This is a genomic window from endosymbiont GvMRE of Glomus versiforme, assembly GCF_003546845.1.
Window position 1 is genome coordinate 362,780 of the sequence record NZ_NWVA01000009.1, and the last position, 15,637, is coordinate 378,416.

16 protein-coding genes, 5 tRNA genes and 1 pseudogene are annotated in these 15,637 nt (G+C 29.8%); all 22 read right to left on the minus strand.

Annotated elements, in window-relative coordinates; all coding sequences use genetic code 4:
* Positions 1–149 precede the first annotated feature (149 nt).
* Positions 150–584 (minus strand): hypothetical protein, encoded by a 435-nt coding sequence (locus GvMRE_RS12305; protein ID WP_147411533.1) that lies wholly within the window; start codon positions 582–584, stop codon positions 150–152.
* A gap of 45 nt (positions 585–629) precedes the next feature.
* Entirely contained in the window at positions 630–2,009 is a 1,380-nt protein-coding gene (locus tag GvMRE_RS12310; RefSeq protein WP_147411534.1) for a lecithin retinol acyltransferase family protein, read from the minus strand.
* A 358-nt stretch (positions 2,010–2,367) separates the two neighbouring features.
* Positions 2,368–3,021, minus strand: a complete 654-nt coding sequence (locus GvMRE_RS12315; protein ID WP_147411535.1) for a hypothetical protein — start codon at positions 3,019–3,021, stop codon at positions 2,368–2,370.
* A gap of 44 nt (positions 3,022–3,065) precedes the next feature.
* On the minus strand, positions 3,066–3,674 hold the full coding sequence (locus tag GvMRE_RS12320; protein ID WP_245939647.1) for a hypothetical protein: 609 nt from the start codon (positions 3,672–3,674) through the stop codon (positions 3,066–3,068).
* Between the two features lie 129 nt (positions 3,675–3,803).
* Positions 3,804–3,983: pseudogene (locus GvMRE_RS14585) on the minus strand (DnaJ domain-containing protein); the annotation flags it as partial.
* A gap of 20 nt (positions 3,984–4,003) precedes the next feature.
* Entirely contained in the window at positions 4,004–4,165 is a 162-nt protein-coding gene (locus GvMRE_RS14025) for a hypothetical protein (RefSeq protein WP_172575421.1), read from the minus strand.
* Positions 4,166–4,456: 291 nt separating this feature from the next.
* Complete coding sequence (locus GvMRE_RS12325; protein WP_147411536.1) at positions 4,457–6,001, minus strand: ATP-binding cassette domain-containing protein; 1,545 nt, start codon at positions 5,999–6,001, stop codon at positions 4,457–4,459.
* Positions 5,976–6,566 (minus strand): cob(I)yrinic acid a,c-diamide adenosyltransferase, encoded by a 591-nt coding sequence (locus GvMRE_RS12330; RefSeq protein WP_147411537.1) that lies wholly within the window; start codon positions 6,564–6,566, stop codon positions 5,976–5,978. The genes GvMRE_RS12325 and GvMRE_RS12330 overlap by 26 nt, the downstream gene beginning before the upstream one ends.
* A 290-nt stretch (positions 6,567–6,856) precedes the next feature.
* Positions 6,857–6,950 (minus strand) — tRNA-Ser (locus GvMRE_RS12335).
* Between the two features lie 4 nt (positions 6,951–6,954).
* Positions 6,955–7,236, minus strand: coding sequence for a nucleotidyltransferase family protein (locus GvMRE_RS12340; protein WP_147411538.1), 282 nt, complete (start codon positions 7,234–7,236; stop codon positions 6,955–6,957).
* 2 nt (positions 7,237–7,238) lie between these two features.
* Positions 7,239–7,637: an HI0074 family nucleotidyltransferase substrate-binding subunit gene (locus tag GvMRE_RS12345; RefSeq protein ID WP_147411539.1), complete on the minus strand. Its 399-nt coding sequence runs from the start codon at positions 7,635–7,637 to the stop codon at positions 7,239–7,241.
* Between the two features lie 43 nt (positions 7,638–7,680).
* Entirely contained in the window at positions 7,681–9,009 is a 1,329-nt protein-coding gene (locus GvMRE_RS12350; protein WP_147411540.1) for a macro domain-containing protein, read from the minus strand.
* A gap of 198 nt (positions 9,010–9,207) precedes the next feature.
* A tRNA-Ala gene (locus tag GvMRE_RS12355) sits at positions 9,208–9,283 on the minus strand.
* 46 nt (positions 9,284–9,329) lie between these two features.
* A tRNA-Ile gene (locus tag GvMRE_RS12360) sits at positions 9,330–9,407 on the minus strand.
* Positions 9,408–9,499: 92 nt separating this feature from the next.
* Positions 9,500–10,072 (minus strand): site-2 protease family protein, encoded by a 573-nt coding sequence (locus GvMRE_RS12365; protein ID WP_147411541.1) that lies wholly within the window; start codon positions 10,070–10,072, stop codon positions 9,500–9,502.
* An 18-nt stretch (positions 10,073–10,090) separates the two neighbouring features.
* A tRNA-Ser gene (locus GvMRE_RS12370) sits at positions 10,091–10,177 on the minus strand.
* Positions 10,178–10,270: 93 nt separating this feature from the next.
* Positions 10,271–10,636 (minus strand): type II toxin-antitoxin system PemK/MazF family toxin, encoded by a 366-nt coding sequence (locus GvMRE_RS12375; RefSeq protein ID WP_172575422.1) that lies wholly within the window; start codon positions 10,634–10,636, stop codon positions 10,271–10,273.
* Positions 10,620–10,883, minus strand: coding sequence for a hypothetical protein (locus GvMRE_RS14030; protein WP_172575423.1), 264 nt, complete (start codon positions 10,881–10,883; stop codon positions 10,620–10,622). The genes GvMRE_RS12375 and GvMRE_RS14030 overlap by 17 nt, the downstream gene beginning before the upstream one ends.
* A 42-nt stretch (positions 10,884–10,925) precedes the next feature.
* Positions 10,926–12,584 (minus strand): ribonuclease J, encoded by a 1,659-nt coding sequence (locus tag GvMRE_RS12380; RefSeq protein WP_147411543.1) that lies wholly within the window; start codon positions 12,582–12,584, stop codon positions 10,926–10,928.
* Positions 12,585–13,613: 1,029 nt separating this feature from the next.
* A tRNA-Arg gene (locus GvMRE_RS12385) sits at positions 13,614–13,689 on the minus strand.
* 112 nt (positions 13,690–13,801) lie between these two features.
* Positions 13,802–14,254, minus strand: coding sequence for an MBL fold metallo-hydrolase (locus tag GvMRE_RS12390; protein ID WP_147411544.1), 453 nt, complete (start codon positions 14,252–14,254; stop codon positions 13,802–13,804).
* A gap of 47 nt (positions 14,255–14,301) precedes the next feature.
* Positions 14,302–15,552 (minus strand): AAA family ATPase, encoded by a 1,251-nt coding sequence (locus GvMRE_RS12395; protein WP_172575424.1) that lies wholly within the window; start codon positions 15,550–15,552, stop codon positions 14,302–14,304.
* Between the last annotated feature and the right edge of the window lie 85 nt (positions 15,553–15,637).

Below are 15,637 nucleotides of genomic sequence, written 5' to 3' on the forward strand. Positions count from 1 at the left end.
GTTTATGTGCGTGTTTTATAAGAATGTCGCCAGCTAGTTAGCAAGAGAAATACTCATAAATAGTTTAAATAATAAGCTAAGTGTTTAGCTTCAATTATGATATTCAGGAGAGAATATTAATATTACTTTAATTTTTGCTTTCTCACGTGCTATTTCCTATACTTAATGTTTACAATAAGAAAAAGCACTCCTAGTTTTCAATGAGTGTTCTTCTTGTGGAATTTGTTTGTTCATCATTTTTTCTCACTCAAAACTTGTTCAATCTCAGTTCATTCTTCATTATCAAAAGCATTCTTGTAATGGATTTTGCCTAAATCTCAAACCAAAATACCTTCATTATCATATTTCAATTTTGCTGACTTATGGATTAGAACAGTATCTTCTTGTTTTCCATAAACACCATTCATTGTAAGTACATTCTTAACTTCTCAGTCACCTTTTTTGCAAGGTTTAATAACTTTCTCAATTACAGCCCGTTTAAGTTCACGATAATCATCTACTGAAAATCCTGATTGACTTTCAGAGAAAATTACATTTCATTTTTCAGGATTTTTTAATACTTTTTCTTTTAAATTCTTTGTCATGTGTAAATTATTATATCTTTAATTAATCATTTTTTTTATAAAAGTTTAGTTTTCGTTGTGATATCAATAACTATATCTCGGGCTAACTTCAATAGAACACTCCATATCTATTCCTTGCGGATGATAAACTTTATAATTATTTATTTTATCTATTTTGCTTTGTGGTCTATAACTAACTGAATCATCAAGAGTATTGTCAGTTCGATTTATTTCTGATGACATACTCGGACTACCATTTAATTGCTTTCTTGTATAATTTTGTTCTGGGTTTTTCTTCATCTCCATATGCTCTGATATGTTAATGCTATAAATACACTTATTAGCAAAATGTTCACAATTATTTTTTATTATATCAAATCTCCAACTACTATTTACCACACATTTAGCGATGTGTTCGATTATTTTCTCTGGTTTCTTAAAAGGAATGATTGGGTGATAACGAGTCATTTTATTAGGATTACCAACTCGAACTCCAAAATCTTTTCAATTTGCAATTTCAATACCATTTCCTAAATTATGAGCAACTTTCCTTTTACCGAGATAAATTCCGGTATGAATGGTTTTATCTTTGCTTGTTTTAATAATGTCCAAAGGTTTGATAAAATTATCGGGGTCGGTATTTAGAAATTCTCGGTATTTAGAAGTCAATAGATGGGAAACTTTGCTATACTCAAAAAACTTGCTAGAAGAGGAAGCAAAGTTTCCCAAAAAAGAAGATCCGGAGTAAGAAAAAGGTAATTTATCTTCTTCGTCATCAGAATAATGTAAAGTTGTAGATTTAACTTCTGAGAAAACCGAACTTAAATGATTTCTTCTTCCAAAAAAAGACCAAAAAGAAAGAAAAAAACCTCCAGAACTTTTGTCATTGTAAGGAGGATAATCTATTTCTCGATTAATTCCTTTGTAAAGTATTGGATTTTCGCCCTTTAAGGTTGTCTCGACTTCTTTTACCTTGTTCTTGGCACTATACAAACTTGAATAACCACCTTCGACATAAAATTCTTTTAATATTTCTTTCATTTCTCGCGAAGGCATTTCATAAACCAGCAAATTTACTGCATAGTTGTCATCTCCGTTCACAGTTAATACACAATTATTATTTCACCACGTAGAGAAAAAAACCATAAATTGATTTTTTTTTGGTATAAATATTTTGTTTCTTTCTCATATTATATCATAATAGTAGAGCTTTGTCAAAGTTCACGAAGGATATTTTTGATTACTCGAACTACTAGTGCTGACACCAAACTTAGCAATTTTGTCTTTTTGGTCTCCGCTAATATCATTACCTCACCACTCATAAAGATTTTTTGCATCACTACCTACCAAAGTTCATTTATCACAATTTCAACAACGACTAGAAGGCTTATACCCTGAACTTCACTCCGATCTATATATTTCACAGTTATTACATCATTTGGTCATAATTTTTGTTTTATTAAAATCAGAAAGGAATAAATTTTCCTTTTATGTATCAACTCAACTCTTTTGTTCTTTGATCATATACAAGATAAACTACTTATATGTTAGTATTAATTTTATAAATTATAAAAATTTACTAAGGAAAATTTATGAAACGATTAAGAATTCAGAATGCTCAAAATGAGAAAAAAAATTAAAGAAAATTAATAGTTATTAGTTGGAACTTCTTGATTATTCTGATATTGTTCATGAGTTTTCTCCAACTGTAATTCTAATCGGGAAACTTTTTCACTCTTTTTACAAAGTTTTTGGATGTTGTTGATACTTATTCCGCTTTCTACTAAACCTTCCTTAGTTGCAGTTATATTTTCTCAGGCAATATTAGCATCATTTCTGTTATTTTTTCCTCTTTATCTTCTAATAATTTGCGAACATCAACCAATTGAGAAAAATAGCTTTCTGATTGAATTTTCAAACTAACCAATTGCATTTGTGCTAATGTGTATTCTTTTTCTTTTAGTTCTAATTCTCACTCTTTTTGTTTATAATTAACACTTACTTCATCATATTGTCCTTTTAACTCTCCAAAAGATTTTTGTAAACTTTCATGTTCGGTTAATGAAGAATTATACTTAACAACTAGGTTATTATGTTTGTTCAACAATGGATCATAATGCTTGTCAACTACCTCAGATTTTAATTCAGATAAACACTTACAACCCTGCAATATTTCAATTATTTCTATAACATATTTCGAAAGAGATTGTGCTTTTACTGAATTTATATGAAACGGAGATAAAGTCCCATATTTATCAATAAAATCTGTTTTTAAAAATTCTGCTGCTTTGCCGGTCATTTCATCTGCTGCTCTTACTAAAAAATTCAATTGTTTATCGGCCATTTCATACTCGACATACGGACCTAATTTTTCATAAAGAGAAGGATCAGTTGACCTCAACTTCTTCCCTAATTCATCTATTTTTTTTAAAGCCTCAGCAATATGTTTACATACCATAATTATTTTCTTTATATTTAAACAAATACAAATATTTATTTTCTCTAATATATTCTTCTTTTTCTAGCGTTATCTTTGTATATTAAAAATCCTATTCCGACAACTATTAACAAACCAATAAATCCTATCAGATACAAAGAAGGAATTTGGCTATTATTATAATTATACTTAACTCCATCGATAATAACCTCTTCTTGTTGAAATTCTTCTTCATCATTTTTTCTCTTTTTCAATTCTTTCAAAATAATATCATCTTTTATTCTTTCCTCAATGTCAAAAATTTCCTCAGAAGTGTTTCCAGCATTAAAAATAACTTCCTTATAATTACGATTAGCAGGTTCTAACTCTTCTGCTTCTATTTCTCGACTTTTTAATAAGTCTTCAACTCTTTTAACAGAATTATTTTTAGTAATAGTTATTTCATCATTGCCAGGAACATCATCTCTATTTTTTTCTGCCTCACGAATAGCTTTAATCATCTTTTCCCGAAAAGCATCAACCTCTTCAAAAGGCAAACTTCTAATTTTTTCTTTCCAATCACTATAAGAACTTCATAAACTAGAATCTAAACTACTTTCAGTTATTTGTATATGTTCCATAAACTCATCAATTATTAGTAAAATGCTCAAACTTTGCATTTGTGCAATTAGCATTTGTTTTTTCAATTCTTGTTTTTTAGCTTCAGCTTCGGCATATTCTCTTCTTATTTCATCGGTGCTAGAAGAAGTATCACCACCTAAACCAAAATTTTCAAACTCTTCACCATAGATATCATAAGTATTTCTAGTTATAGAGTCAGAAAGTATTTGATAAGCACGGCTGATTTCCTTAAATTTTTCCTCAGCCTGTTTTTTCTCGCTTTCAGGCTTGACGGCTCACTTATCAGGATGCCATTTTAAACTTAATTTTCGATAGGCTTTTTTGATTTGCTCGTCAGTAGCATCTTTTCCTACTTCTAGTATTTAGTAAAAGTTTGTCATAATTACTGATTATTAGTTGGTTGTTCCTGATAAGCTTGATATTGTTGTTGCCTTATTCCTTCTAACTCGAAACGCACCTCAGCCAATTTTTCACACTTACGACAGATTTTTTGAATATCAGCAATACTAATTCCCGCTTTCAACATTTCTTGCTTAACTGTCATAATATTACTTTCATGAGTAGCAATATTGTCTTGGTTATAGTTCTTGCGAGAAGCACAATTAATCTCTCATAATATTTACGTAAACTATCAAGTTGTTGTAAACTAATTCCGAACTGAATAGCAAACTCTTCCAATTTTCCCTCTTTGGAATACTCTCTTTCGCTAGAAAACTTTTCTTGTGCTTGTTCTGCTTTACCTTTTAAGAACTTAATTTCATCTTCTTGTTTCTTTACCTCAATATCTTTACTTTTAACTTCTGATTGATAGGTACTAAAAAAGAAAATAAAAGCGCTAATTTTTTCAACACTTAGCATTAATAACTAAGTTTTTTTGCTTAACTAATTTCTCTATTTTTCCTTGAAGTTCTTGCTTCTGTTTTGAATCCAAAGCATTGCTAGCTTCATCAAAAAGAAATATTTGAGCTTCTGATTTAGTACTGAGAGTATTTTGCAGATTAGTTCATTGCCTTTGTCCTGTTGAACCACTTTCAATTAAGTTATCATGAGCACAATAAACTACATTTTGTTCTCGTCAAGTTTGCAAATTAAGATCTTGATGTAAATTATAAGTTATTCCTGGTTCGGTCTCTACTATTATTTGACCTCGTTGAGGAACTAACATTCCTAACAGTAAATACAAAATAGTACTTTTGCCTGTCCCATTGGCTCCAGTTAAATAATTAATTTCTTCTTTTAAAAAAGTACGATTATAATTTTCTAAAATAGGTTGAGTTGATCCAGAGTAACTAAAAGTAACATTTTGCAAGTGCAAAGCTTTAATTTTAGTGAATTTATTTAATTTAATCCCGGTTGAATTATCATTTTTTTCAGGGAGGAAAAGAAAATTGTTAATTCGTTCCTGGGAAGTTGCATAGTCAGAATAGTTTCACAAGTATCCAAATTGTAATGCACAATTATTAAGAATATTTCAAGTTATAAGCAAGTTGGCTCCAATAAAATTTTCATCTAGAATTAAGAACAATAGTAAAAGAGGAAAAAGATTAATTAACAATTCTCATGGTACAGATTTGCTTAATACGAGTATTTTTTTATAAAAAAATTTGCTTCTCTTTGTTCTCCTAGTTAAAATCAGTTGCTCTTTTTCATATTTTGATTTTAAACCCATTCCGTCGATGAGAACCGAATTATTTATTTCTTTGTTAATTAATTCGTATTCTTTATCCACTTTTTCTTTACTCAACTTTCCATACTGAGACCCTAGTCTGTTAAAAAAATAGACAAATCCATTAATGAAAATTAGTCAAAAAACTGCAAAAATGATTGTTTCTTTGCTAATTTCTCTTTCAGAATTCTTAGCTTTCCAGTAGGAAAAAAGTAATAAATAAAGACTGAAAGTCCCTTCGTATAATTTTCTGCATAAATTAACCCAAATATTTGCAACTACATCACTTTCTATTTCTACTAAATGGTTAATTTCTCCTTTTCTCTTTAATTTTTCTTCTAGTTTTAAAACGCGAAATTTTCTTAGCAGTCGATTTTTGATGTGTTCACTAACTTTAATTATTAATCTCTCGGATCAAGAATTATATAAATAGGTAAACAAAAAGTATAAAAAAACTCAAAGAAAACTAAAAATAATAAAATTCTCTTTGTTTAAAAATTCTATTTCTAAATAATGAGGCGTAAAAGAAGCATAATCTTCCACTTTTTCATTTTGGTAAAAAAGACTACCAGTAATCGACCATACACTATTGGTAAAAATCGCAGACATTGTAGCTAAAAGAAAACACTTAATTATCTGGGAAGTAAACTTCTTATAAGAAATTTTATTTTCTCGTCTCTTGTCCTTTTTAGTATTCAATACCTTTTCTAGCATAGACTTTTTTCTCGAAATAATGCTTTTTTAAAGAAATTTCGCTTATTAAATCAGCAATATCTTCTAATTTATTCATGCCATTTTTAGGTTCTCGACCCGAAAGAATAACCTCGATATGTTCCTTTTTTTCTTTTAAAGCTTCAACTATCTCATTTTCGCTAATAAATTGGTTTTCAATGCAACCAAGTATTTCATCAACGACAATCAAGTCAATATTATCATCTTTTAACAAATTTTTTAGTCTTTCAAATCCTTTTCTTGTTTCTTCTTTAAACTGACTAATCAATGTTTCTCTATCTTCCTGTTTATTCATTTCTCAAATGAATTGCTTAGAGAAATGATAAAAATTTTCAACTTTTAGGCTCGTGCTTTTTTCAAAGAATAAGATTTCTCCTGATTCACGGTTTTTTAAAAAACGTAAATATTTGATATTCATTTCTGGGTAACCAAGAGCTCTTGTTACAGCGCCATTCAAGATACTTGTTTTTCCTTTTCCCTCGCCTTTGTAAATATGAATATAACCCTTTTTAAAAAAGTGAGTTTCTTTACTTTTTTTTTCAGCCATATAATAATATTTTTTATTAACTAACTTAGTTGAACAAGGAGGTTCTCGTCGAGGAGCTCAAATGATTATGTTGGCTGATTGACACCCTGATATTATTGAGTTTGTGGTAGCCAGCCAAAGTTAAAAATCTTCACGCCTTAGTCAAGTTAATGAAAAATTTCCAAGACAGGTAGATAACACTAGAAATTAGAAATAAACAAGAATTTGTGAAGTTATTTAAACAAGAAGAATAAATGATTAACTTTTTTTAGCAAACAAGCCAGAAAACCCACAATTTAGTCAAATGTAAATGGTGGAAGCGAGAGGATTCGAACCTCCGCAGATGCTATTAACATCTCTACCAGCTTTCCAAGCCAGCCCCTTCAGCCACTTGGGTACACTTCCTTTTTTATTTTATTAGTATTAAATCTGAATTAATTAATTTTTGAAACTCTGAACTCATTCACTCTCAGGATATTATCTCCACTTTAAAAGGTAAATCAGATTCTTCTAAATCTTCTTGGATATGGCTAAGAACATTCCAAGGTATTTTTCCATAAAAACAAATATCTAAATCAGAATATTTTTTGGCTCGGTTTTTGACTCGAGAACCGTAAGCATAGAATTGATAAGGATATTTGGACAGAATTGAATTAACAATTTCTCGGTGTCCAGTTTCTATTTGTAGCATATTTAGGTGCTTCCTTTTCTATTTGATTTAATAAATAATCTAAATCTTGCAAAAATTCTTGGGCAGTATTGGTAAATAAACCATCCAAAATCTCTGGTTGGTAGGCATGAACTAGTAATATTTCTTTTTTTGATATAAACAAACCAATTCTCAGCATCAATAAGTAATTTTAAACGAGCCGCTTCGCGAAAAACATCGCGAGCTGTACCCACTTCTACTCCCTGGAATTCCAAAATTTTTTTCATTATTTTTCAAGACAATTCATAACAAATTTCAAACGCTTTCACTACTCCCATCTTTTCTGCTTCGTTTTGGGAAGTTTGTAGAATTCGATTTAAAGTGTTCCGAACCTTAACCAACGAACTATAATCAACTTCTCCATAAAAATATTGTTTTGCCATATGTTCAATTTTTTGTCTTTCTTTCCTCTTTACTTTTTAATGACTATTTTTTAGGTTCTAACTCAAAAAAATCACCCACTTCAAAAATCTCTTTGTTTCTATCCTTTTGGAGAATAGTAAGTTTATAAGGGTGATTTTTACTATAACACATTTTGCTCTCAGATCATAATTTTGACACGACAGGATGTTTTCTACTTACAATAAATCAATTTATTTTATCATCACAATCTTTGCCAGGTAATTGATTTAGAAGGGTGAAACCACAATAATCGTTTAAATTAGCAGGATAATTTTTCGGCACAAAAAACATAGAGGCAAATCAAACCTCAAATTCTAATTTTGGCTGGTTATTATTAGTAGGTGATGGTGAGGAAAGCGAAGAATTGAACTTGCCAATTAATTCCTGAGCTTTATTTTGTATTTCCTGATAATTATTAATTTTTTGTCTAATTAATTCGGAAACTCCATCGGCTCATTCCATTTCCATATTAGCATCATTGACAATTACTTTGGCTCTGTGAATACTGAAATCTCTAATATCCCCTTCTATCACTCTTCCAAATTTGGCTCGGTCTGGGTATTCTCGCTGGTATTCTTTGAAATATTTTTTAAAGTAGTCAATAAACTTAAATTCAGTGCTATTTCTATCCTGCTTTTTATCAGGAGAGAGAACAAAAATGATTTCCTTTAACTTTTCTCTTTGGTTAAGTGATCCATAAATAATTGCTTTAGCAGTGGCTTCAATATCATCAAACATGTCTCAAAAATCTCCCCTAATAAAAGGAATAGCTATTTTATCATAGTTCTCTCTTTCTGCCAAAATAATTGAATTTTGGATGGCTCGTAAAATGCCTTTATAAATTGGATGATACTCATCTTCTTGTTCTTTCGCGGTCGAACCAGGAGCAGCATGAATAATGCTTTCAATGCCATTATTTTTAAGTTCTCCTTTTCCTGCCTCCGTCAATAGGGCACTTCCTCGCGGAAGCATATTATCTAACTTATAGCAATCGCGATACTCAGTCCCGACTGAGGAGATAGGAAGTATTTGTCCTCTAACATATTCTTTTTCTTTTTGAGTAGGTTTAATTGCAGTTCAATCGATTTTTGTTGCTCAGTCGTTAGTGGGCTTATTAACTTCACCTTCGTTAGTTTTAGGATTAGGATTATTGTTTTTTTTATCTTTGTCCCTACTTTCTTTATCTGGGTTTTTTGGTTCGGGTTCTTTTCTCTCTTTAATTTTTTTCGCAAGTAGTTTTTTTGCCTTTTCTAAAATACCAAGAAATTGTTGTGGCTGAGAAACTTTGCAATCATTTTTTAACTCATTTTTTTTCTCTATGCTTAGTTTTTCCCAGTGAGGTAATTTTTCCAACTCATTTTTTAGAAAATTTTCTCTTTGTTTTGTAATATCATTTAGGTTTTGTGAAGAGCGCTTTTTCCCACTTTTAGATTTTTGCTTATTGCTCCGAGAAACTAAAAAAGTTATGAAAGAAACTCCTATTATCACTATTAATAGTAGACATATTACAATTTTTTTCTTTTTAAATTTTCATAATGACATTAATAATTATGGTGGATCCAGTCGGTTTCGAACCGACCGCCTTCTGTGTGCAAAACAGATGCTCTACCAAATGAGCTATGGACCCCCGAAAAATTAGGATTCTATTGAAGAATTAGATTATTCTTGAGATTTGGTGGATCCTGGAGGGATCGAACCTCCGACCATCCGGTTATGAGCCGGGAGCTCTACCAACTGAGACCTAAGGATCCTTTTATAAATTATTTTTAGTAAAATTTGATATGGATAAACTTTTTAGAGATTATTTCACACAAAATTATTAAAATTGTTCGAAAAAACTGGACTAAAAATTTGAATCCTTTAGCAAATCTCTTATTAGTATAACAATCCTTGTTCAATCAGAACCAGACAAAACAAAAGGGAAATTAAGAACAAAGGTTAATCAAAAAGCAGTTTTAATCGCATAATGATAACAAAAATAGCCGATTAATGTTTCTTGCCATTTTTTATTCCTTTTTAGTAGTCAATAAACTAAGCCAAGAAAAAGAAATTGGGTGATAACGCCCATGGCTAGAACAATTATTTCTTGACCCGCGTTTCCCATTTTGGCATGTGTATAACCAAAAACAGGAAAAATCTGAAAAGTCATTTCGGTATATTCTCCTCCACCGAAACTGAACAATTTCCACCCCACACCAACACTTATTTTACTTGCTACATAACCAAAACCACGAGCCGTTAAAGCATGACCAAATTCGTGAATAAAAATGTTGAGAAAACTCCATAAATAAGCAAAAGTAACTATTCAAATGATATCTTTTCCACTGTAAATTCGTCGATCAGATTTCTTAACAAGATAATAACAAGCAGTAGGGATAAATAAAAAAGCTGCTATTGCTAAAATCATTTCGGACATATTTTTTTCAAATAAAAATGGAGGAGGCGAAGGGATTCGAACCCTTGATACTTACCGTATTATAGTTTTCAAGACTATCACCTTCAGCCGCTCGGCCACGCCTCCAAAAAGCTCTAAATAATTATAAATTTCAAAATTGTGATCGTGCAAGAACTATTCAATATGCTAAACAAAACTTTAAGTTTATAATTATAATACTTAGTTATCTAATTCCAAAATTAATTTAACCTTTTCATTAATCTTTTTTAGTGCTTCTTTATTTAGTCTTCCTAAATATTTTGCTTGCTTAAGAAATGACTCTTTACCAACTGCATGAATAATATAAGTGATTATTTTTATTTTTTTGTCTTCTACTTCAGAAAGGACTTCAAAAAAATCCCTAACATCCGCAATTGATTTGCTACTTACTAATGTGATAATAAAATGATCAGCGTGTTCATTATGTAATTTACCACTTAAGATTAAAGCAAGTGGCGAACCATCAATTTTTGTTTCTTTTAAAGGATCAAATCAGAAAACGTCTCCTTTAACAACAGTTTGATCATTTTTACTTTTTTTTTTCATTATCTTCTTTCTTTTTGTCTCTATGGTGATGATGAATGTTATATCAACTTTCTGCTTCTTCATCAATAATCTTATCTTGAGATTCTTGACGATATTCATTAGCTATTGCTTTTTCCATGACTTCTATTTTTTCTTCTATTAATTTATTAATAAGTTTACTGACTTCTCCCTGAGAAACTAACTTTTTTAACTTTTCATAATTATCCTTTTTAATAGTGACAGTCAAGGTTACTTTTTTATCTACCATATTAATGTTTTATTGTTTAAGTTTTTTATCATGTGAAATTTCTTATATTTCTTCGATAAGAGGACAAATATAAGGTTTTTCCCTAGTTCAATTCTTTAATAGTTCTTTATCTACGTAGTCTTTAATTTCTCTTTTTCAGTCGTTTTTTTTTTGAATACAAACAATCATAAATTCATTAATTTTTTTCTTTCATTCATTTATTAGATATTCATTTTTTTTTATGTTAATAAATCCGTAAGTAAAAATGTGAGGAATTTTATTTAGAATCTTCTTTTCTTTATTGCAAAAGATAACAATTAAAAAGAGTCCTCCTTCAAGTACTTTATTTCTTAATTCTAAGCTGCTTTTTAGTTCCTCTTTGGATAATAGATTTCCATTAGATACATAATTGGATTGAATTGGCATTTTAATTCTACTTAAAAAAAATTTTTTATCTCTTGCTTCTACCATTTCTCCATTTTGACAAACAAAAATATTTTCCTTTAAAATACCTAATTCTTGAGCTAAATAACCATGTTTTTTTATCATTCTAAAATCTCCATGAACTGGCATAAAATAAGTAGGATTGACTAATTTTAACATTAACTTTAAATCTTCTTGACAAGCATGACCAGATGAGTGAAGCAAATCTTCTTTACTATTTTCATATATTTTGGCTCCTAAAGCGAATAATTTATCATTAATAGCTTCGATTTGGGATTTATTGTCCATGATCGGAGAAGAGGTTAAAATAATAGAATCTCCTTTTGCTACCTTTCATCCTGGATAAATCCGATGGGCTAATTTACTCAAAACTGCTTTTTCTTCACCTTGAGATCCAGTGCAAAAAATAATTAATTTATCATTGGGAACTTTGCTAATTTTTTCAGCTTTTAAAAAAACTGAACTATCTATTTTTCATAAACTAGCTTTTTGAATAATTTTTATCATTTTTAATAATGTAGAACCAAGTAGAACAATATTCTTTTGAGTTCTTTTTGCAATTTCAATAACTTCTTTTAGACGATAAACGTTAGAGGCAAAAGAAGTAATAATTACTCGTCCCGTGGCTTCGTTAATAATACTTTCCAGACGCCTGATTACTTTTTTTTCTGAAGGAGTATTGCCTTCTATTTCAGCGTTAGTTGAATCACTAAGAAGAAGATCAACACCCTTTTCACTAGCTTTTGCTAATTTAATCAAATCAGTTTTTTCACCAATTTCTGTTCAATCAAATTTAAAATCACCAGTAATAATTATTCTAATATTATCACTTATTACTTCTATTATTAAGCCAAAAGAACCAGGAATGGAATGAGTTACTCGAAAAAATCCTATTTGAAATTCTTTAGTATTAACAATAGTATGATCACGAAAAATAATAGTTTTTCTTGTCTTTTTGTCTCTCAGATTTTGTTCTAAACGCAAAATAGAAAATTCTGATCCATAAACAGGAATGTTAGGAATTAGTTGTAACAAGTAAGGAATACCACCGATATGGTCTTCATGCCCATGAGTAATAAACAAACCTTTTATTTTTTTTTTATTTTCTAATAAGTAAGAGAAGTCGGGAATTACTCCATCAGCTAAACTGTTACTATTATTAAGGAATTTAATTCCACAATCAACAATAATTATGTCCTCATTTTTTTCTAAAATGTAACAATTTTTCCCTACTTCATGCAAACCCCCTAAAGCAAATATTTTTAAATTACTATCCATAAATTTTGTTATTATCTATTTTTTCTCTTTTTTTTACTATAACTATATAGATAGAAACAACTGATAAAATTAATAAAAGCATGCTGATCGTTCAGAAAATTCTTCAATCAAAATCTTTTTGTTTCTCTACTTCTTTTTTCCAACTTTAGTTGCTTTTCTAAGTTCTTAGTTGCGATTTAAATTATTGTTATTTTCTTACCTCAATAAGTTGCTTTGTTTGCTTTGCTCACAAAATTTGCCGTTTTGCCTTTCTCAGTCAGATTGCCCATTTTTACTTGTCTTATCACCACAAAATTAGCAAACTTTTTTCCTTATGGTCGTTAAATTACTAATAAGTTTTTCGATTTCTGACAGAGAGCAAAGAACGACCAAGAAAAAATTTCTAATATTCATTATTCTTTCACGTTTCTTAGTGCAATTTTTATTAACCTTATTGGCTTGAAAATAAAGTCTAAATTCAGGATTTTGCTAGTTTAATTGATCCTTATAAACTTTTCAGAATCCTTGATTACTATCATTGTTATTTAGATATTCTTGATCATCAGGAGTTAATGAAGGATTTAAAAGTTTCATATTTCGTTTGTTTCATCAAATTCTTCATTTTTTTCCTTTTCTTTTACAAAAATAAGGAGGTATCTTAGATATCTGGATCTTATTTCAAGGAGCAAAAAAAAGATTTTCGTTCTTCCAAATCAATAATGTTCAACTGTTTCAAAATTATAAGCAGTTAATTTTATCATTTTCTTCTTGTTAATAATTCAAAGGGAGGGAAGATTTTTCTTAGAACATTCTTAACGATCATTGATTCTCCAACTACATTTTTTTCTAAAAATGTTTTTTGTGTCTGAGAAGTGGTCGGTAAAATTATCAGCTTCTGAAATCTTGTTTCTTGAAATTCTGAGGGAGAAAAAAGAATGCTTTTTTCGTAACTATCAAGTTCAATTTCCGCCAAACCTCTTTTTTGACTTTTAAAATAAAATCAAAAATTATTCATGTATAGTAATAAACAACACTAAGTTTCTAAAATAATGGCGTGCTTAGGAGGAGTCGAACCTCCGACCTTTTGAATCGCAATCAAACACTCTATCCACTGAGCTATAAGCACAAAATTTCTTATAGATAATTATTTCCTATCTTTATACATTATTCTGATTGAAACATTCGCTCTATACCTTAATTTTATTTTTTTACTCTTCATATTAAAAGGCAACCCTAAATTATTTCTTTTTTGGATGCATTGAAATGAAATATAAAAAACCAGTGATATTTATCATTTTTTTTTGGCTAGATTCTTTAGTATTAACAATAGTATGATCACGAAAAATAATAGTTTTTCTTGTCTTTTTGTCTCTCAGATTTTGTTCTAAACGCAAAATAGAAAATTCTGATCCATAAACAGGAATGTTAGGAATTAGTTGTAACAAGTAAGGAATACCACCGATATGGTCTTCATGCCCATGAGTAATAAACAAACCTTTTATTTTTTTTTTATTTTCTAATAAGTAAGAGAAGTCGGGAATTACTCCATCAGCTAAACTGTTACTATTATTAAGGAATTTAATTCCACAATCAACAATAATTATGTCCTCATTTTTTTCTAAAATGTAACAATTTTTCCCTACTTCATGCAAACCCCCTAAAGCAAATATTTTTAAATCGTTTTCGTTCATAAGTTAAAATCTTCGTTTTACTAAAAAAATCCAAGGCATTAATAATGTTATCGATTCTTTGTCTTCAAGACTTTATTGATAGCAAGATCAAAAATATTTTTGTTGATATTATCTTTTTTACTTTTTCGTTGGCAGAATTCTAACAATTTAAATACTCTCTCAACATCAGCTCCGACAAATCTAGTTTCATTTTCCGCTCCAACTCCCTTTTTAAATTCATTTATTATATCTTCTTCGGAACAGTCAGAACTAATTTTTGCCTTATATTTTTTGATAAAAATTTTAATAATTTTCTCTAAGGTTAGGAAATTAGGATAATCAATTTTAAATTGGTTATCTAGTCGACCGGATCTCAAAACACCTTCGCCAAATCATCCTATGTGATTAGTTGTAACGATTAAAACAATATCTTCATACTTTTCCGTTTTAAATCCTCCTCCCATCATTTTTAAAAGTTCTACTCCCCCCTGTCCGTAACTAATATGAGCAGCACCCATTTTATCAAATTCATCGATAAATACAACAATCTTATTCCCTTTATTATTTTTCTCGTTAAATCGTCGCGCCTCATTAAAAATTAACCTTAAACGAGTTTCGACTGAGCCGAGGGCAGCGGTAATAGCATTAGCGGCTAAATCATCACCGGTGGCTCTAAAAAAAGGTAGACCGGCTTCCCTAGCAAAGGCTTTCGCGAGTAAAGTTTTACCCGTGCCCGGCGGACCGTAAAGAATAGTTCCTTTGTCGAAAAATATTTCTGATTTTTCTTTTATTAATTGAGCAATTTCTTTTAAGTCCTCTTTAGCTTCTTCATAACCTCCGACATCTGCAAAACTTTCTTTTACTTTATTCGGCATAACCTTTTCAAACATTCCCTCTTCTTGGGCTATCTTGGATAATTCTTCTAAATTAACTTGGTCCTGAAAAACAGAAAAAGCACTCCGTAAGTCAATATTATCGATAACCACAAGTTTAATATAGAAAGCAAGGAAAACCCCAAAAAGCAAAGTTGTAAATGTTCATAAGATTATACCGCCTGTGGTATATTTTGAGTAGGTTTTAAAAGTAATATTGTTGACAGAAAACTTACTAGTAGCAAATTCTTTTTGTCAAATTTTTAAAAATTCAGACGGAAAAACGGAGTGAAAATTAACTTCTTTTTGGTTAGATAAAATCAATTTTCCGGAGAGGTGGATTAAATTGCCTTGTTCATAAGCCCCTTTTCAATCTCTTCCGCCTACCACTAAATATTCTTCTTCTTCGGCTAACGAAACAATTTTTTCCTTCCAAATTTTAAACATTTCATCTCAACTTAAAGAAAAGTTCGTAAGTTCTTTTAGGAAAAAATTGACTCAATAAAAATACTGAGAAACAACAGTTCCAATC